Source organism: Lelliottia sp. SL45 (assembly GCF_026672535.1).
Classification (GTDB): Bacteria; Pseudomonadota; Gammaproteobacteria; order Enterobacterales; family Enterobacteriaceae; genus Enterobacter; species Enterobacter nimipressuralis.
The window spans coordinates 2,993,076-3,011,575 of the sequence record NZ_JAPPRH010000003.1 but is presented as its reverse complement, the minus strand read 5'-3'; the positions used below and the strand labels follow the sequence as shown (position 1 = coordinate 3,011,575).

Sequence of the window (18,500 nt, the reverse complement as noted above, 5' to 3'; positions counted from 1 at the left end):
TCAGGCAACCTGAACCGGTACGGCTTTCGCGGTACGTTTCATCTCGTTGTCGCCGTCAAAATAGGCCACTTTAGGCTGCCAGCTGCGCGCCTGTTCGTCCGGCATGGTGACGTAGGTGGCGATAATCAGGATATCACCCACGTCAGCACAGTGTGCCGCCGCGCCGTTGACGGAGATGATTTTTGAGCCACGCTCACCGGCAATCGCATAGGTAGAGAAGCGTTTGCCGTTGGTTACGTTGTAAATATCAATGGCTTCGTATTCGAGAATACCCGCCGCCTCAAGGAAATCCTGGTCAATCGCGCAGGAACCTTCGTAATGCAGGTCTGCCTGCGTCACTTTGACGCGGTGAAGCTTACCTTGCAGCATTGTGCGAATCATAACGTTACCTTTACTCTTCATGCAGTCCCCTCCGGCTGGAGAGGGCAGGGTGGGGGGAAACATTCCCCAGGCAAATATTAGCGCAGTATTGCCCGATTTTTGGTCGCTGTCTACTGCGTCAGCTCAACCACTTTGTTGTCGATGAGGCGCGCCTGACCGAGCCATGCGGCCACCAGAATCACCGCGCGTTTGCTGGTGTCTGAAAGCGCCAGCAGCGTGTCCGCATCGCGGATTTGAACGTCGTCGGCACGCAGCCCTTTTTCGTTCAGCTCCTGTTCCGCGATAGCGATAATCTCTTCCGCCGTCAATTCGTTAGCTTCCAGCTTCTCCGCCATCGCGTTCATGACTTTGCTCAGCGCCGGCGCGATTTTGCGCTGGTCAGCGGTCAGATACCCGTTGCGTGAGCTAAGCGCCAGACCGTCTTTGGCGCGCACTATCGGCACGCCGACGATCTCGATGTCGTAGCCCATGTCTGCGACCATTTTGCGGATCAGGGCCAGCTGCTGGAAATCCTTCTCGCCAAAGCAGGCGATATCCGGCTGTACCAGGTTGAAGAGCTTGCTTACGATGGTCGAAACGCCGCGGAAATGCCCCGGACGGCTGGCCCCTTCGAGCATGGTCGAAATGCCCGGCACATCGACGAAGGTCGCCCCTTCGGTGCCCTGCGGATAAATATCGTCAGGCGTGGGTGAAAAGACGAAATCCACATGGTGTTTTTTGAGCTTTTCACAATCTTCCTGCAGCGTGCGCGGGTAGCGCGCCAGATCGTCGGCACGATCGAACTGCATCGGGTTAACGAAAATCGTCACCACGACGACATCGGCGCGGGCTTTCGCTTCGTCGACCAGTTTCATGTGGCCATCATGCAGATTGCCCATGGTCGGGACCAGGGCGATACGTTTACCCTCCTGACGCAGGCGGCGAATGTGCTGACGCAGCAGTGGCAAGGTTTCAATGATTAGCACAATGAGACTCCTTAATGGAAACTGTGTTCTTCAGCCGGGTAAACACCGGATTCGACGTCGGCAATATACTGCCTGACCGCAGCGCGCATGTCGCCCGCGGTGCTTAGGAAATTTTTCGCAAATTTAGGAATGTGGCCGCCGGTGATGCCGAAAGCGTCGTGCATCACCAGGATTTGCCCGTCGGTCACGTTGCCTGCGCCAATGCCAATCACGGGGATTGAGAGCGCTTCGGTGACGCGTTTGGCCAGTTCAACGGGCACACACTCCAGCACCAACAGCTGCGCACCGGCGGCTTCCAGCGCCAGCGCGTCGTCCAGCAGCGTTTGACCTGCTTCGCCGCGCCCCTGAACTTTATATCCACCGAAAATATTCACCGACTGCGGTGTTAAACCCAGATGGCCGCAAACCGGCACCGCGCGCTCGGTCAGTTTTTTCACGGTGTCGACCAGCCAGGCTCCGCCTTCGATTTTCACCATATTGGCGCCTGCGCGCATCACGGCGGCGGCATTTTCGAAGGCTTGTTCTGGCGTGGCATAGGCCATGAAAGGCAGGTCGGAAAGCAGCAGGCACTCTGGGGCACCGCGACGAACGGCGCGGGTATGGTAAGCAATATCTTCTACCGTCACTGGCAGGGTGGAATCATGTCCTTGTACCGTCATCCCTAACGAGTCGCCGACCAGCATGACCTTAATGCCTTCGTCGGCAAACAACTTCGCAAAGCTGTAGTCATAGGCGGTGATCGTGGCGAAGCGTTTTTTTTCCTGTTTGCATTTCTGCAATAAGGCGATGGTGGTTGGTTTCATAATGTTTCCTGATAGCCCAAAACGAATCTTTGCGCATTCTAACAGTAACATTCGGGGGAACAATGATTTTAGGCAACCGATTAACACCAATTATTTTAGGGGTTATCAGCAAAAAAACGGGATTACCAGAGGGCGGGTTTTTCGGCGTTGAGCTGCTGCAAAATCGCCTGCAGCGATTCGCCGTTGGGGAAGGTTAATTCAGGGGCGACTTCCCACAGCGGCCAGAGCATAAAACCGCGATTTTTCATGTCGTAATGCGGCACCGTCAGGCGGTCCGTATTTATGACTTCATCACCGAACAGCATGATATCGAGATCCAGCGTGCGCGGTCCCCAGCGTTCTGCTTTACGCTGGCGGCCCTGCTGAAGCTCAATACGCTGGGTGTTATCCAGCAAGGTTTCGGCATCGAGGGATGTTTCAAGCACCACGGCGGCGTTCAGGTAATCAGGCTGATCCTGCGGTCCGAGCGGCGGCGTGCGGTAAAACGCAGAAACCTTCACGAGGCGGCTCTGTGGGATCTCGCTTAACGCCTGAACGGCAGCATTAACCTGCTCCAGAGGAGAGGCCAGATTGCTGCCGATGGCGATATACGCAAGGGTCATGCGCTGCCTTCGCGGCGCGGGGCGCGCTTGCGTGGGCGACGATGACGGCGACGCGGTTCTGGCTCTTCATCCAGATTGGTGAGCATTCCTTTCTGTTCCGGCGGAGCGGAAACCTGGAATTCGCCCCACCACTGGGCCAGACTTTGCAGCTCTTTGTTGTTCTCGATCTCAGCGCGCAGCGCCAGCAGATCGTAAGCCGCGCGGAATTTCGGATGTTCCATCAGCTTCCACGCGCGCTTGCCCTGACGGCGAGACATGCGTAATTGCAGCTGCCAGATATCGCGAACCAGCGTGGTGATGCGCTTAGGAATTGCCAGCGTACGGCAGGCTTCGTCCAGCACGTCGTTGGCGGCCAGCGCGAAAGCATCGTAATAGGCCAGGCCGCTTTCCTGAGCAATTTTCTGCGCAGTTTCGAGCAGCGGATACCAGAACATTGCCGCGAACAGGAACGCCGGGTTCACACGCATATCGTTATGAATGCGGGTGTCGGTGTTTTTCAGCACCTGAGCGATAATGCGCTCCATCGGGCTGTCACCGCTTTCGGTGAAGTAGCGCACGATGGTCGGGAACAGCGGCTGGAAGAGGCTGTTTTCGCGCAGCAGTTTATAGGTTTCATACCCGTAACCGGCTTGCAGCATTTTCAGCGCTTCTTCGAACAGACGCGCCGGTGGCACGTCGTTGATAAGCGTCGCCAGACGCGGAATCGGCTCAGCGGTCTCTGGGCTTATCTGCATATTCAGCTTGGCGGCAAAGCGCACGGCGCGCAGCATGCGCACCGGATCTTCGCGGTAGCGAGTTTCAGGATTGCCAATCAGGCGAATCACGCCCTCTTTCAGGTCCTGTACGCCGCCCACGAAATCACGCACCGTGAAATCGGCCACGCTGTAGTAAAGGCTGTTGATGGTGAAATCGCGACGCTGGGCATCTTCTTCGATGGAACCAAAGATGTTGTCACGCAGCAGCATGCCGTTCTGGCCACGCTGAGAGGTCGTGCGATCGGTTGGTGCGCCGGCTTCGTGGTGGCCACGGAAGGTTGCCACTTCGATAATTTCCGGACCAAACATCACGTGTGCAAGACGGAAACGACGGCCTACCAGACGACAGTTGCGGAATAATTTACGCACCTGTTCCGGCGTGGCGCTGGTCGTCACATCAAAATCTTTTGGTTTTTTGCCAAGCAGTAAATCGCGAACCCCGCCGCCCACGAGATAGGCCTCGTAGCCTGCTTTATTCAGACGATAGAGCACCTTGAGGGCATTTTCACTGATATCTTTGCGGGAAATAGTGTGCTGCTCACGCGGAATAACCGACATATGGGATTGAGCAATAGCGTCATTCGCTACGCTCTCATCGCGGCTTAGCACCTTACGGCAAAAATTAGCGACTCGAGTAAAAATAGTACACCTCGGTAGTGTGTTTCATATATTGGACAAAAAATTACACGTCATCTTTTATGCTGCCTCTGCGTTGGCTGCCTTCGCTCTCACGGGCCGTTTACAAACGTAAACTCGCGGTGATTCACTCAGTTGCCGCCTTGATACAGCGGAGATGCTTCGTGTAAAAAGCGGCTAATCATAGCTCAGCGAGACGCGTTTGAGAATGCTGGATTTTTGGCACGGCAGAGAGCGACCAGCCCTCGACGGCTTTTTTCAGCAATTCATCAACGGATAAATCCTGCCATTCATTGTTCACATTTTGGTTTAGAAATCGTAATGCGTCGATCAAAACGGGGCGCGGATCCCCGTCAGGCAGCGCGGGCGCGTGATTCTGCTTGGAAAGTTTATTCCCGTGTTCATTCAGCGCCAGCGGCAAATGAATATAGTCCGGAACCTTCCAGCCTAACTGCTGGTAGAGCGAAATTTGTCGCACCGTCGGTTCAATCAAATCTGCGCCGCGCACAATTTCTGTCACGCCCTGGAAATGATCGTCCACCACCACAGCAAGATTATAAGCAAATAAGCCATCGCGACGATGAATAATAAAATCTTCACGCGCCAGACGCTCATCGGCGTTAATTTCGCCGAGCAGTAAATCCTTAAAGCGGGTGACAGGATGATGCTGAAGCAGACGCACCGCCGCATTCTCCGGCCCGTTATTCAGGGTTCGGCAATGGCCGTCGTAGACGCCGCCTGCCTGCTGAATACGCGCACGGGTGCAGGTGCAGTAATAAGACAGCCCTTGCTCATACAGCCACGCCAGCTGTTCGTGGTAAGCCTCGTGGCGGTTTGACTGCCACAATACTTCTCCGTCCCAGTTCAAACCGTAATGTTCCAGCTGACGCAGGATGGTTTCTGCTGCACCGGGAACTTCACGAGGGGGATCAATATCTTCGATACGCACGCGCCAGAGGCCGTGCTGAGAACGCGCTTGCAGGTAGCTGCCGAGAGCGGCGATGAGCGAACCAAAGTGTAGCTCACCAGAGGGAGATGGCGCAAAGCGCCCGATATAGTCGGATTGAGGCATAGTCACAGCAGACAAAAAGTCACAAGGCGGGAGTGACTCCCGCCTTTATGATCGTTACGACAGAACAGGAATTAACCTGCCATCTGTTTTTCGCGGATTTCAGCCAGCGTTTTGCAGTCGATGCACAGATCGGCAGTCGGACGCGCTTCCAGGCGACGAATGCCAATTTCCACACCGCAGGACTCGCAGTATCCGAAATCTTCGTCCTCGACCTTCTTCAGCGTTTTCTCAATCTTTTTGATGAGTTTGCGTTCGCGGTCACGGTTACGCAGTTCGAGGCTGAACTCTTCTTCCTGAGCGGCACGGTCTACCGGGTCCGGGAAGTTTGCTGCTTCGTCTTGCATATGGGTAACAGTGCGATCGACTTCATCCCTAAGTTGATTACGCCATGCTTCAAGAATACGCTTGAAGTGAGACAGCTGGGCTTCGTTCATATACTCTTCGCCCGGTTTCTCTTGGTACGGCTCCACCCCAGCGATGGCGAGAATACTCAGGGACGATGTTTTACGGTTTTGCCCTTCTTGCATGTTGCTTCTCCTTAACACGCACTATCGATCCCCGTGTGGGGGAAAAATCAGGTCGCTATAAATAGCAGATGCTTTTCCGTAAGGCAATTATCTAAACGTAACACTTGACAAGCCTGTGAGGAAAAGCGTATTTGCGCACGCGGCCAGAACACCAAATCGTCATCTTCTAACCCCTTATAACACAACGGGGAGCGTCGACTTCAGAGTCATATTATCGGCAGAAAGTTCCGCTTTATAAGCGAAAACTTCTACCCCCTGCTTTTGTGCCTCATTCAACAATTGTGCGTACTTTGGGTCAATGTGGCGGGCGGGTGAGAATCGTTCAATCGCTGAATGCAACACGGCAAACAGCAATACGGCGCGCTTGCCCGCCGCCGCAACACTCATTAGCTCTCGCAGATGCTTTTGGCCGCGTAGCGTCACCGCATCCGGAAAGTAGCCATTATCCCTGTCTGCTAACGTCACTGATTTGACTTCAATATAGCACTCAGGGCGGTCATCCGCCTGTAGCATGAAGTCAATTCTGCTGCCTTCCTCGCCATATTTCACTTCGCCTTTCAGCGTGCTGTAGCCCATTAGCTCTGGAATCAGCCCGGCGTCGATGGCCTCTTTCACCAGCGGGTTGGCGCGCTGGGTATTCACGCAGATAAAGGCCCCTTGCTGGGTCTCGGTGATTTCCCAGGTATGCGCATATTTACGCTTAAGATTGGCAGAGGTGGAGTACCAGACCGTATCGCCCGGCGTGGCGCAGCCCGTCATCGCACCGGTGTTCGGGCAGTGCAACGTGAGATGCTCGCCCTCGGGGGTGATCACGTCGGCCAGAAAGCGCTTATAGCGCTGAATCAGGGTGGCTTGCTGTAAGGCAGGGCTAAACTTCATCGTGAGTCCTTGATTATTCGCTTAACGTCCAGCGCGTCAGCGGCGTATAGCGGGTGCGTCCCTGATGGAATACGGATTCGTAGAGGACAAATTCGGTTACCGGAAAGGCCCAGCTAAAGCCTGGGGCGGGAATGGCAACCGCATGCGCGGTATTACGCAGCAGGGTGAGGTGCGGGTGAAAGGGCTGCGGGCTTTGATAGCAGCCACTGCGAGCGGCCTGGGCGCGCAGGAGATTCGCCAGCTGCAACAATCCGCGCGGCGGCTGACGCGTCCCGAGCCACACAACGCGAGAGCGCAGCCACTGCCCGGCGTCGTCCAGATTGAGGGTAAAACCCGGCTGGCGGATCCGCCCGGCCATCGCCGACAGCGCTTGCTGCTTTTCTGCGCTGACCTCACCGAGAAACGCCAGCGTCAGGTGTAAGTTGGCGGCCGCAACCGGGCGGCCCGCTTCGGTCGGAAAATTCGCCGCGCGCCAGCGGACGATTTGCCGCTGAACAGTGGCCGGTGGCTCAATGGCGAAAAACAGTCGTTTTGAATCAGACATAGGGGGGCTCGGTAATGATATGCGCCGATGCTACAATGTCCGCCGTCTAATGTTAACCCTCTGGAGCTGTTCGTGTCCTCATTGCCGGTCGCCGCCGTACTTCCCGAGCTACTTGCCGCGTTACAACATGCCCCTCAGATCCTGCTGAATGCGCCCACGGGCGCCGGTAAATCGACCTGGTTGCCGCTGCAGATCCTCAAAGAGGGGAATATTCCCGGAAAAATTCTTCTGCTGGAACCGCGCCGGCTGGCGGCCCGCAACGTGGCACAACGCCTCGCCGAACTGCTGAATGAAAAGCCGGGCGAAACGATCGGCTACCGCATGCGCGCCGAAACCTGCATCGGCCCCGCGACGCGCCTCGAAGTGGTGACGGAGGGCATTCTCACCCGGATGCTGCAAAACGATCCGGAACTGAGCGGCGTGGGGCTGGTGATCCTCGATGAATTCCACGAACGCAGCCTGCAGGCCGATCTGGCGCTGGCGCTGCTGCTCGATGTTCAGCACGGGCTGCGCGACGATCTCAGGCTGCTGCTGATGTCGGCGACGCTCGACAACCCACGTCTGCAACAAATCCTTCCCGATGCACCGGTGATCGCCTCCGAAGGGCGGGCATTTCCCGTCGATCGCCGCTACCAGTCGCTGTCGGTGAACCTGCGCTTTGATGAGGCGGTCGCTATCGCTACCGCGGAGCTGTTGCGCCACGAATCTGGCTCGCTGCTGCTCTTTTTACCAGGCGTCGGCGAAATTCAGCGCGTGCAGGAGAAACTGGCGTCACGCGTCGGCAGCGATGTGCTGCTCTGCCCGCTGTATGGCGCACTGTCGCTGAACGAACAGCGTAAAGCGATCCTTCCGGCACCTGCCGGGCAGCGCAAGGTGGTGCTGGCGACCAACATTGCCGAAACCAGTTTAACGATCGAGGGCATTCGTCTGGTGGTCGATACGGCGCAGGAGAGGGTGGCGAGCTTCGATCCGCGCACCGGCCTGACCCGCCTGCTCACGCAGCGTATCAGCCAGGCATCCATGGTCCAGCGCGCAGGCCGCGCCGGACGCCTGGAGCCGGGGATTTGTCTGCACCTGACCAGCGCCGAGCAGGCAGAACGTGCGGCGACGCAGAGCACGCCGGAAATTCTGCAAAGCGATCTCTCCGGCCTGCTGCTGGAGCTGTTGCAATGGGGCTGCCCGGACCCGAGTCAACTGGCCTGGCTCGATCAGCCGCCTGCGGTGAATCTGGCGGCGGCGCGCAGGCTGCTTACTCAGCTTGGTGCGCTTGAGAATGAACGCCTGACACCTCGCGGCCAGAAAATGGCGTCTCTTGGCAACGAACCGCGTCTGGCGGCGATGCTGGTGGCGGCAAAAGAGGATGATGAAATCGCCACTGCCGCGAAGCTTGCGGCGATTCTGGAAGAGCCTCCGCGCGGCGGGAGCAGCGATTTGGCCTCGGCCTTTTCGCGCAATCAGCCTAACTGGCAGCAGCGCGCCCAGCGGCTTTGTCAGCGCCTGAACCGCCGTGGCGGAGCGCTGGACAGCGATCTGATCCCCAGTTTGTTGGCGCAGGCTTTCCCGGATCGCATCGCACGCAGGCGGGGGATCGATGGCCGCTACCAGCTGGCGAACGGCATGGGCGCGATGCTTGACAGCGATGACGCGCTCACTCGCCACGAATGGCTGATAGCACCGCTGCTGTTGCAGGGCAGTTCGTCCCCGGACGCGCGAATTTTACAGGCGATAGCGGTGGATATCGACGCGCTCACACGCGACTGCCCGCAGCTGTTGCAGCAGTCGGACACCATCGAGTGGGACGACGCGCAGGGCACCCTGAAAGCGTTTCGCCGCAGCCAGATCGGCAAACTGACCGTCAGCGTTAAACCGCTGGCAAAACCGTCGGAAGACGAGCTGCACCAGGCGATGCTCAACGGTATTCGCGATAAAGGGCTGACTGTGCTGAACTGGACGCCGGAAGCGGAACAGTATCGCCTGCGCTTACACTGCGCCGCGCGCTGGCTGCCGGAGTACCCGTGGCCCGAGGTGGACGACGATGCGCTGCTGGCCTCCCTGGAAACCTGGTTACTGCCAGAAATGGGCGGTGTGCATTCCCTGAAAGCGCTGAAATCACTGGATGTGAAGGCCGCGCTTGAGAATTTACTCGACTGGTCATTACGTCAACGACTGGTGAGTTCGCTCCCCTCGCATTACACTGTGCCGACCGGAAGCCGGATCGCCATTCGATATCATGAGGATAATCCTCCGGCACTGGCGGTACGGATGCAGGAGATGTTTGGTGAAGCCACCACGCCGTCGATAGCCGACGGGCGCGTTCCACTGGTGCTGGAGCTGCTGTCGCCCGCCCATCGTCCATTGCAAATCACGCGCGATCTCGGTGCTTTTTGGGCTGGTAGCTATCGCGATGTGCAGAAAGAGATGAAAGGGCGTTATCCGAAACACGTCTGGCCGGACGATCCGGCGAATACCGCGCCGACGCGGCGGACGAAGAAGTATTCATAGGTTTTGAGAGATTTCTTCTTTCACCGTTGGGTGGAAGAAAAGAGAATCGGGCCATTGCGCCTGGAATGTTGCGGAGAGAAAGCATGGCGGGGAATGACCGCGAGCCAATAGGACGTAAGGGTAAACCTGCGCGTCCGGCGAAGGAAAAAATCAGCCGTCGTCGCCTCAGCGATGAGGAGTATGACGATGACTATGAAGACGATGATGAGGATGAACCCATGCCGCGGAAAGGAAAAGGCAAAGGGCGGAAGCCTCGTGGCAGACGCGGCTGGCTCTGGCTGCTGCTGAAGCTGTTTATTGTATTTGTTGTTCTGATGGCGATTTACGGCGTGTACCTGGATCAGAAGATCCGCAGCCGTATCGACGGTAAAGTCTGGCAGTTGCCTGCGGCGGTGTACGGTCGCATGGTGAACCTTGAGCCGGACATGTCCATCAGCAAGAACGAAATGGTCAAACTGCTGGAAGCCACGCAGTACCGTCAGGTGTCGAAAATGACCCGCCCTGGCGAGTTTACCGTGCAGGCGAGCAGCATCGAGATGATTCGCCGTCCGTTCGATTTCCCGGACAGCAAAGAGGGGCAGGTGCGCGCGCGTCTGACCTTTGACGGCGACCACCTGGAAACCATCGAGAATCTGGACAGCAACCGTCAGTTCGGTTTCTTCCGTCTCGACCCGCGCCTGATCACCATGCTCTCCTCGCCAAACGGCGAGCAGCGCCTGTTTGTCGCGCGTAATGGCTTCCCGGATCTGCTGGTTGATACCCTGCTGGCCACCGAAGACCGCCACTTCTACGAGCACGACGGCGTGAGCCTGTACTCCATCGGGCGTGCGGTGCTGGCGAACCTGACGGCCGGTCGTACGGTGCAGGGGGCGAGTACCCTGACCCAGCAGCTGGTGAAAAACCTGTTCCTCTCCAGCGAACGCTCTTACTGGCGTAAAGCCAACGAAGCGTACATGGCCGTGCTGATGGACGCCCGCTACAGCAAAGATCGTATTCTTGAGCTGTACATGAACGAGGTGTATCTCGGTCAGAGCGGCGATAATGAAATTCGCGGTTTCCCGCTGGCGAGCCTCTACTACTTTGGCCGTCCGGTGGAAGAGCTGAGCCTCGACCAGCAGGCACTGCTGGTGGGGATGGTGAAAGGCGCGTCAATCTATAACCCGTGGCGCAACCCGAAACTGGCGCTGGAGCGTCGTAACCTGGTTCTGCGCTTGTTGCAACAGCAGCAGGTGATCGATCAGGAGCTGTACGACATGCTGAGCGCGCGTCCGCTGGGCGTGCAACCGCGCGGTGGCGTGATCTCGCCACAGCCTGCATTTATGCAGATGGTGCGTCAGGAGCTGCAGACCAAACTCGGCGACAAAGTGAAAGATCTCTCCGGCGTGAAGATCTTTACCACCTTTGACTCCGTGGCGCAGGACGCCGCTGAGAAAGCTGCCGTTGACGGCATTCCGGTGCTGAAAAAGCAGCGCAAGCTGAGCGATCTGGAAACCGCAATGGTCGTCGTCGATCGTTATAGCGGAGAAGTGCGCGCGATGGTTGGCGGGGCAGAGCCGCAGTTTGCGGGCTACAACCGTGCGATGCAGGCGCGTCGTTCGATTGGTTCTCTGGCAAAACCGGCGACCTATCTGACTGCTCTGAGCCAGCCGAATCAGTATCGACTCAATACCTGGATTGCCGATGCGCCGATTGCGCTGCGTCAGCCGAATGGCCAGGTATGGTCTCCGCAGAACGACGATAAACAGTTCAGCGGCCAGGTGATGCTGGTGGATGCTCTGACGCGTTCGATGAACGTCCCGACGGTTAACCTCGGTATGGCGCTGGGTCTGCCGGCGATTACCGACACCTGGCAGAAACTGGGTGTGCCAAAAGATCAGCTGCATCCGGTGCCAGCGATGATTCTGGGGGCGCTGAACCTGACGCCTATCGAAGTGGCGCAGGCCTTCCAGACCATCGCCAGCGGCGGTAACCGTGCGCAGCTCTCTGCGGTGCGCTCGGTGATTGCTGAAGACGGTACGGTGCTTTATCAGAGCTTCCCGCAGGCAGAACGCGTGGTTCCCGCGCAGGCTGCTTACATGACCCTGTGGACCATGCAGCAAGTGGTGCAGCGCGGTACGGGTCGCCAGCTGGGCGCGAAATATCCGGGCCTGCATCTGGCGGGTAAAACCGGGACCACCAACAACAACGTCGATACCTGGTTTGCCGGGATTGATGGCCGTGAAGTGGTGATCACCTGGGTTGGACGTGATAACAACCAGCCGACCCGTCTGTACGGTGCGAGCGGCGCGATGTCTATCTACCAGCGTTACCTGACCAACCAGTCGCCGGTGCCGCTGAACCTGACGCCGCCGGAAGATATCGTCGATATGGGTGTGGATGAATCGGGTAACTTCGTCTGCGGCGGCGGGATGCGTTCCCTGCCGGTCTGGACGGACAAACCGGAATCGCTGTGCCAGCAAAGCCAGCCAGAACAGCCGACGGGCAATCCGTTTGAGCAGTCTCAGCCTCAACAGCAGCCGCAGCAACAACAGCAGCAGCCGCAGAATGAGAAGAAAGACAGCGACGGCGTGGCGGGCTGGATCAAAGATATGTTTGGCAGTAACTAAGTCTGAGAATTCCCTCTCCTGCGGGAGAGGGAGTTTATTCACGCATAAAGAACATATTCCTAACCCTTATTTAATCCTGCTTTAACTCCTCATTTTCCCTCTGGTTATTTCTTAAACCCTCAATTCTTGTAGGGCCGCATATCGCTTGCTATGCCGCCAGCGTTTCGCATATTATTCTGCGGTCATAATAATAATTCTCGTTTACGTTATCATTCACTCTTTCATCAGAGATATACCAATGGCGCTCAAAACTGCTCAGCCAAAGAGTCCTTCGCTGCGTAAAATCGCGGTCGTTGTAGCCACAGCGGTAGGCGGCATGTCTGCTTTTGCACATGCGGCTGACACCCCCAAAAAAGAAGACACCATTACGGTGACGGCGGCCCCAGCGGCACAAGAAAGTGCATGGGGACCGGCGGCAACCATCGCGGCGCGTCAGTCCGCAACCGGCACCAAAACCGATACCCCTATTCAAAAAGTCCCGCAGTCTATTTCTGTGGTGACCGCCGAAGAGATGGCGCTGCATCAGCCACGCTCGGTAAAAGAGGCGTTGAGCTACACCCCAGGCGTTGCAGTTGGCACGCGTGGCGCATCAAACACCTATGACTATCTGGTCATTCGCGGTTTTGCGGCCGATGGTCAGAGCCAGAACAACTACCTCGACGGTATGAAGATGCAGGGCAACTTCTACAACGACGCGGTGATTGACCCTTATATGCTGGAGCGCGCTGAAATCATGCGCGGTCCGGTTTCCGTGCTGTACGGAAAAAGCAGCCCAGGCGGTTTGCTGAACATGGTGAGCAAGCGCCCAATGACGGAGCCGCTGAAAGAGATCCAGTTCAAAGTCGGCACCGACAGCCTGTTCCAGACCGGGTTTGACTTCAGCGATGCAATCGATGATGACGGCGTCTACTCCTACCGTCTGACCGGCGTAGCGCGTTCCAATAACGCCCAGCAGGAGCGTGCGGAAGAGCAGCGTTATGCTATCGCGCCGTCGTTCTCCTGGCGTCCGGATGACAAAACTAACTTCACCTTCCTCTCTTACTTCCAGAATGAGCCAGAAACGGGCTACTACGGCTGGTTGCCAAAAGAGGGTACGGTTGAGCCACTGCCAAACGGCAGCCGTCTGCCGACCGACTTCAACGAAGGTGCGAAGAACAATACCTACTCCCGTAACCAGAAAATGGTTGGGTACAGCTTCGACCACGAATTCAACGACACCTTTACCGTGCGTCAGAACCTGCGCTTTGCTGAGAATAAAACCTCGCAAAACAGCGTCTACGGTTACGGTGTATGTACCGATCCGGCGAATGCGGGCAGCAAACAGTGTGCGGCCTTAGCGCCAGCGGACAAGGGCCATTATCTGGCGCGTAAATACGTGGTTGATGATGAGAAGCTGCAAAACTTCACCGTGGATACCCAGTTGCAGAGCAAATTTGCGACCGGTGCCGTTGACCACACCCTGCTGACCGGCGTTGACTTTATGCGTATGCGTAACGACATCAACTCCTGGTTCGGCTACGACGACTCCGTGCCGTTGCTGGATCTCTACAATCCGGTGTACACCGATTTCGATTTCAATTCGAAAGATCCGGCTACGTCCGGTCCGTATCAGATCCTGAACCGTCAGAAGCAAACGGGTCTGTACGTTCAGGACCAGGCGCAGTGGGATAAAGTGCTGGTGACTCTGGGCGGTCGTTACGACTGGGCCGATCAGGAATCCTACAACCGTGTTTACAACACCACCTCCAAACGTGACGATGCCCAGTTCACCTGGCGTGGTGGCGTTAACTACTTGTTTGATAACGGCGTAACCCCGTACTTCAGCTACAGCGAATCCTTCGAACCGGCGTCTCAGACCGATGCGCAGGGTAAACTGTTCTCACCGTCTAAAGGTAAGCAGTACGAAGCGGGCGTGAAATATGTGCCGAGCGATCGTCCTATCGTGTTGACCGGTGCGGTCTACCAGTTGACCAAAACCAACAACCTGATGGCTGACCCGGCAGGCTCATTCTTCTCCGTTGAGGGTGGCGAAATTCGTTCACGCGGCGTGGAAATTGAAGCTAAAGCGGCGCTGTCTGCGAGTGTTAACGTCGTAGGGTCTTACACCTACACGGATGCGGAATACACCACCGACACCAACTACAAAGGCAACACGCCTGCGCAGGTGCCAAAACACATGGCTTCGCTGTGGGGTGACTACACCTTCTTTGATGGCGCACTGTCTGGCCTGACACTCGGGACCGGCGGCCGTCTGACCGGCTCCAGCTATGGCGACCCGGCGAACTCCTTCAAAGTGGGCAGTTACACCGTTGTCGATGCCCTGGTCCGTTACGATCTGGCGCGCTTCGGTATGGCGGGCTCCAACGTGGCGGTTCACGTCAACAACCTGTTGGATCGTGAATACGTCGCAAGCTGCTTCAACACCTACGGCTGCTTCTGGGGTGCTGAACGCCAGGTTGTCGCCACGGCGACCTTCCGCTTCTAATCTCTCTTCGGGCACGGTTCGCCGTGCCCTTTAACAAGTTGGCCACTATGCAGGAAATTAGACCGCACTCCGATACCACGTTTGCGCTTAATAACACCTCCTTTCGCGTCCCTGGACGCACGCTGCTGCATCCGCTCTCTTTGACATTCCCTGTCGGCAAAGTCACGGGCCTTATCGGTCACAACGGTTCGGGTAAATCCACGCTGCTCAAAATGCTGGGGCGCCATCAGCCGCCGTCCGAAGGGGAGATCCTGCTCGACGGGCAGCCGCTTGAGAGCTGGAAAAGCAAAGCCTTTGCCCGCAAAGTCGCCTATCTGCCGCAGCAACTGCCGCAGGCTGAAGGGATGACCGTGCGCGAACTGGTGGCGATTGGACGTTATCCGTGGCACGGCGCGCTCGGGCGGTTTGGTGTGGCTGACAGAGAGAAAGTGGAAGAGGCGATCGCGCTGGTGGGGTTAAAACCGCTGGCGCACCGTCTGGTGGATAGCCTCTCCGGCGGCGAGCGTCAGCGCGCGTGGATCGCGATGCTGGTGGCTCAGGACAGTAACTGCCTGCTGCTGGACGAACCAACCTCGGCGCTGGACATCGCCCATCAGGTGGATGTGCTGGCGCTGATTCATCGCCTCAGCCAGCAGAAAGGGCTGACGGTGATCGCCGTTCTGCACGATATCAATATGGCCGCGCGCTACTGCGATTATCTGGTGGCCCTGCGCGGGGGCGAGATGATTGCGCAAGGTACGCCGTCTGAGCTGATGCGCGGCGAAACGCTGGAACTGATCTACGGAATTCCAATGGGTATCCTGCCTCACCCGTCAGGGGCTGCACCGGTGAGCTTTGTGTATTGATGCTGGATCCAACGTTGATAAGTCGCCGTCGGTTACTGACGGCGCTGGCGCTTTCGCCACTGCTGTTAAAAATGAATACCGCGCGTGCGGCTTCTGTTGATCCGCACCGCATTGTGGCGCTGGAGTGGCTGCCGGTTGAGCTGATGCTGGCGCTGGGCATCGCGCCGTACGGCGTGGCGGATATTCCTAACTACAACATGTGGGTCAACGAGCCAAAGATCCCCGCGTCAACCATCGATATCGGCCTGCGCACCGAGCCGAATCTCGAACTCCTGACGCAGATGAAACCCTCGTTTTTGGTCTGGTCTGCGGGCTACGGCCCTTCGCCGGAGACGCTGGCACGCATTGCGCCGGGGCGGGGGTTCACCTTCAGCGACGGTAAAAAACCGCTGACCATGGCGCGTCATTCGATTAATGAAATGGCCCAGCTTCTGGACCGCGAGGCGGCGGCAAAACAGCACCTCGACCATTTCGACGGTTTTATCGATTCGCTCAAACCCCGCTTTGCCGCGCGTGGCAACCGTCCGTTGCTGATGGTCACGCTGCTGGATGCGCGTCACGTGCTGGTATTTGGCAAAAACTGCCTGTTCCAGGAAGTGCTCGATCGCTTCGCTATTACGAATGCCTGGGAAGGGGAGATGACCTTCTGGGGCAGTACCACTGTCGGCATCGATCGTCTGGCGCAGTTCCGCGATGTAGACGTGCTCTGTTTCGATCATGGCAATGACCGTGAGATGCAAACCCTGATGGCGACGCCGCTGTGGCAGGCGATGCCGTTCGTGCGCGAGCAGCGTTTCCAGCGTGTGCCTGCGGTGTGGTTCTACGGAGCGACGCTGTCGGCGATGCACTTTGCCCGCGTGCTTGATAGCGCATTGGGAGGCAAAGCATGAGATCGCGGATCGCACTTTTCCCGACGCTGCTGTTAACCGTCGTTTTCGTCGTCGCACTGTTCTTAACCTGGTCAAATTTGTCGATTGCGCTGCCGCGCGCGCAGTGGGGCCAGGCCTTCTCCGTACCGGATATCGATAACATCCAGCAGATGCTGTTCCACTACAGCCTGTTGCCACGCCTGGCGATTTCATTGCTGGTGGGCGCGGGGCTGGGGCTGGTCGGCGTGCTGTTCCAGCAGGTGCTGCGTAACCCGCTGGCGGAACCGACGACGCTTGGCGTCGCCACTGGCGCACAGCTTGGTATCACGATTACCACGCTCTGGGCGCTGCCCGGCGCACTCACCAGCCAGTTCGCTGCGCTGGCGGGGGCCTGTGTGGTCGGTGCGCTGGTCTTCGGTGTGGCGTGGGGGAAACGTCTTTCTCCGGTAACGCTGATTCTGGCGGGGCTGGTGGTGAGCCTCTACTGCGGGGCCATCAACCAGCTGCTGGTGCTGTTCCATCACGACGAGCTGCAAAGCATGTTCCTGTGGAGCACCGGGACGCTGACCCAGACCGACTGGAGTATCGTGCAACGCCTGTGGCCACAGCTGATCGGCGGCGTAGTGCTGACCCTGCTGCTGCTGCGTCCGCTGACGCTGATGGGGCTGGATGATGGCGTGGCGCGCAATCTCGGGCTGGCGCTTTCTCTGGCACGTCTTGCCGCGCTGACGCTGGCGATTGTGCTCAGCGCACTGCTGGTAAATGCGGTCGGGATTATCGGCTTTATCGGCCTGTTTGCACCGTTGCTGGCGAAAATGCTCGGTGCGCGTCGCCTGCTGTCGCGACTGATGCTGGCGCCGCTGATTGGGGCGCTGATCCTCTGGCTGTCGGATCAAATCATTCTCTGGCTCGCCCGCGTGTGGATGGAAGTCTCCACCGGTTCCGTCACCGCATTGATTGGGGCGCCGTTGCTGCTATGGCTGCTGCCGCGTCTGCGCAGCATGAGCGCGCCCGCGATGGACGCTGGGGATAAAGTCTATGCCGAGCGTCAGCACATTCAATGGTTTGTGCTGACCGGGCTGATCGTATTGCTGATTGTCGCGTGGATTGCCCTCTCACTGGGGCGCGATGCGAGCGGCTGGCACTGGGCGACAGGCCCGATGCTGGATGAACTGCTGCAATGGCGCTGGCCGCGTATTTTCTCGGCGCTGATCGCAGGCGTGATGCTGGCGGTCGCCGGGTGCATTATCCAGCGTCTGACGGGTAACCCGATGGCCAGCCCGGAAGTGCTGGGCATCAGCTCCGGCGCGGCGTTTGGCGTAGTGATGATGCTTTTCTTCGTACCGGGCGATGCGTTTGGCTGGCTGATGCCTGCGGGCAGTATTGGTGCCGCCGCCACGCTGATGATCATTATGATCGCCGCCGGGCGCGGGGGCTTTTCACCGCACCGGATGCTGCTTGCCGGTATGGCGCTCAGCACCGCATTTACCATGCTGTTGATGATGCTGCAGGCCAGCGGCGATCCGCGCATGGCGCAGATCCTGACCTGGATTTCTGGTTCGACTTACGGCGCGACGGGGGCACAGGTGGTGCATTCCGGGATTGCGATGATCTTGCTGCTGGCAATCACGCCGTTGTGCCGCCGCTGGATGACGATTCTGCCACTGGGCGGTGAAACGGCACGCGCGGTCGGGATTGCATTGACGCCATCGCGCGTCGGCTTGCTGCTGCTGGCGGCCTGCCTGACCGCCGTCGCGACCATGACCATCGGCCCACTGAGTTTTGTTGGTCTGATGGCGCCGCACATCGCGCGCATGATGGGGTTCCGCCGCACGATGCCGCATATCGTGATCTCCGCGCTGGTGGGCGGAATGATACTGGTGATCGCCGACTGGCTGGGCAGGATGGTGCTGTTTCCGTATCAGATCCCGGCGGGGCTGCTGTCGACGTTTATTGGTGCGCCGTACTTTATTTATTTGCTGAGAAAGCAGAGCCGATAAAAAAACGGCAGCCGAGAGGCTGCCGTTTT

Annotated in this window: 15 protein-coding genes; 6 read left to right on the top strand and 9 right to left on the bottom strand. The window is 57.9% G+C overall.

Annotation, left to right across the window (positions count from 1 at the left end; translation table 11 throughout):
* The 9 genes from panD to thpR all read right to left on the bottom strand — a co-directional run bounded on the left by panD (nucleotide 1) and on the right by thpR (nucleotide 7,164).
* Nucleotides 1-381, bottom strand: coding sequence for an aspartate 1-decarboxylase (panD, locus tag OVA10_RS20665; protein WP_095284178.1), 381 nt, complete (start codon nucleotides 379-381; stop codon nucleotides 1-3).
* Nucleotides 382-491: 110 nt separating this feature from the next.
* Nucleotides 492-1,346, bottom strand: a complete 855-nt coding sequence (gene panC / locus OVA10_RS20660) for a pantoate--beta-alanine ligase (protein ID WP_100777585.1) — start codon at nucleotides 1,344-1,346, stop codon at nucleotides 492-494.
* 11 nt (nucleotides 1,347-1,357) lie between these two features.
* Nucleotides 1,358-2,149, bottom strand: a complete 792-nt coding sequence (panB, locus tag OVA10_RS20655) for a 3-methyl-2-oxobutanoate hydroxymethyltransferase (protein ID WP_123429473.1) — start codon at nucleotides 2,147-2,149, stop codon at nucleotides 1,358-1,360.
* Between the two features lie 122 nt (nucleotides 2,150-2,271).
* Nucleotides 2,272-2,751 (bottom strand): 2-amino-4-hydroxy-6-hydroxymethyldihydropteridine diphosphokinase, encoded by a 480-nt coding sequence (gene folK / locus OVA10_RS20650; protein WP_129035408.1) that lies wholly within the window; start codon nucleotides 2,749-2,751, stop codon nucleotides 2,272-2,274.
* On the bottom strand, nucleotides 2,748-4,148 hold the full coding sequence (pcnB, locus tag OVA10_RS20645; RefSeq protein ID WP_100777582.1) for a polynucleotide adenylyltransferase PcnB: 1,401 nt from the start codon (nucleotides 4,146-4,148) through the stop codon (nucleotides 2,748-2,750). The genes folK and pcnB overlap by 4 nt, the downstream gene beginning before the upstream one ends.
* 175 nt (nucleotides 4,149-4,323) lie before the next feature.
* The gene (gene gluQRS, locus OVA10_RS20640) at nucleotides 4,324-5,214 is read right to left on the bottom strand and encodes a tRNA glutamyl-Q(34) synthetase GluQRS (RefSeq protein WP_268196713.1); all 891 of its coding nucleotides are present in this window, start codon (nucleotides 5,212-5,214) and stop codon (nucleotides 4,324-4,326) included.
* Between the two features lie 71 nt (nucleotides 5,215-5,285).
* On the bottom strand, nucleotides 5,286-5,741 hold the full coding sequence (dksA, locus tag OVA10_RS20635; protein WP_001155232.1) for an RNA polymerase-binding protein DksA: 456 nt from the start codon (nucleotides 5,739-5,741) through the stop codon (nucleotides 5,286-5,288).
* A gap of 174 nt (nucleotides 5,742-5,915) precedes the next feature.
* Nucleotides 5,916-6,620, bottom strand: coding sequence for a DNA/RNA nuclease SfsA (gene sfsA, locus OVA10_RS20630; protein WP_100777580.1), 705 nt, complete (start codon nucleotides 6,618-6,620; stop codon nucleotides 5,916-5,918).
* Nucleotides 6,621-6,633: 13 nt separating this feature from the next.
* Nucleotides 6,634-7,164 carry an RNA 2',3'-cyclic phosphodiesterase gene (gene thpR, locus OVA10_RS20625; protein ID WP_123429470.1) on the bottom strand — a complete coding sequence of 177 codons (531 nt, stop codon included), beginning with the start codon at nucleotides 7,162-7,164 and terminating at the stop codon, nucleotides 6,634-6,636.
* A gap of 72 nt (nucleotides 7,165-7,236) precedes the next feature.
* Here thpR and hrpB point away from each other — a divergent pair, with 72 nt between their 5' ends.
* From hrpB to fhuB, 6 genes are all read left to right on the top strand, one after another.
* Entirely contained in the window at nucleotides 7,237-9,666 is a 2,430-nt protein-coding gene (gene hrpB / locus OVA10_RS20620; protein WP_268196712.1) for an ATP-dependent helicase HrpB, read from the top strand.
* Between the two features lie 83 nt (nucleotides 9,667-9,749).
* On the top strand, nucleotides 9,750-12,272 hold the full coding sequence (gene mrcB, locus OVA10_RS20615; protein WP_268196711.1) for a bifunctional glycosyl transferase/transpeptidase: 2,523 nt from the start codon (nucleotides 9,750-9,752) through the stop codon (nucleotides 12,270-12,272).
* Nucleotides 12,273-12,510: 238 nt separating this feature from the next.
* A complete protein-coding gene (gene fhuA, locus OVA10_RS20610; protein ID WP_268196709.1) occupies nucleotides 12,511-14,757 on the top strand; it encodes a ferrichrome porin FhuA in 2,247 nt (748 codons plus the stop codon).
* Nucleotides 14,758-14,804: 47 nt separating this feature from the next.
* Nucleotides 14,805-15,602, top strand: coding sequence for a Fe3+-hydroxamate ABC transporter ATP-binding protein FhuC (fhuC, locus tag OVA10_RS20605; protein WP_123429467.1), 798 nt, complete (start codon nucleotides 14,805-14,807; stop codon nucleotides 15,600-15,602).
* Nucleotides 15,602-16,492 (top strand): Fe(3+)-hydroxamate ABC transporter substrate-binding protein FhuD, encoded by an 891-nt coding sequence (gene fhuD, locus OVA10_RS20600; RefSeq protein WP_268196707.1) that lies wholly within the window; start codon nucleotides 15,602-15,604, stop codon nucleotides 16,490-16,492. Before fhuC ends, fhuD begins: the two co-directional genes overlap by 1 nt.
* Complete coding sequence (gene fhuB / locus OVA10_RS20595) at nucleotides 16,489-18,471, top strand: Fe(3+)-hydroxamate ABC transporter permease FhuB (RefSeq protein ID WP_102104624.1); 1,983 nt, start codon at nucleotides 16,489-16,491, stop codon at nucleotides 18,469-18,471. The genes fhuD and fhuB overlap by 4 nt, the downstream gene beginning before the upstream one ends.
* Nucleotides 18,472-18,500: the final 29 nt, after the last annotated feature.

Coding starts and splice junctions, on each gene's coding strand:
- folK (WP_129035408.1), bottom strand. CDS start 2,751: ATGACCCTTGCGTATATCGCCATCGGCAGCAATCTGGCCTCTCCTCTG.
- fhuC (WP_123429467.1), top strand. CDS start 14,805: ATGCAGGAAATTAGACCGCACTCCGATACCACGTTTGCGCTTAATAAC.
- mrcB (WP_268196711.1), top strand. CDS start 9,750: ATGGCGGGGAATGACCGCGAGCCAATAGGACGTAAGGGTAAACCTGCG.
- panD (WP_095284178.1), bottom strand. CDS start 381: ATGATTCGCACAATGCTGCAAGGTAAGCTTCACCGCGTCAAAGTGACG.
- thpR (WP_123429470.1), bottom strand. CDS start 7,164: ATGTCTGATTCAAAACGACTGTTTTTCGCCATTGAGCCACCGGCCACT.
- dksA (WP_001155232.1), bottom strand. CDS start 5,741: ATGCAAGAAGGGCAAAACCGTAAAACATCGTCCCTGAGTATTCTCGCC.
- fhuB (WP_102104624.1), top strand. CDS start 16,489: ATGAGATCGCGGATCGCACTTTTCCCGACGCTGCTGTTAACCGTCGTT.
- fhuD (WP_268196707.1), top strand. CDS start 15,602: ATGCTGGATCCAACGTTGATAAGTCGCCGTCGGTTACTGACGGCGCTG.
- fhuA (WP_268196709.1), top strand. CDS start 12,511: ATGGCGCTCAAAACTGCTCAGCCAAAGAGTCCTTCGCTGCGTAAAATC.
- sfsA (WP_100777580.1), bottom strand. CDS start 6,620: ATGAAGTTTAGCCCTGCCTTACAGCAAGCCACCCTGATTCAGCGCTAT.
- panB (WP_123429473.1), bottom strand. CDS start 2,149: ATGAAACCAACCACCATCGCCTTATTGCAGAAATGCAAACAGGAAAAA.
- gluQRS (WP_268196713.1), bottom strand. CDS start 5,214: ATGCCTCAATCCGACTATATCGGGCGCTTTGCGCCATCTCCCTCTGGT.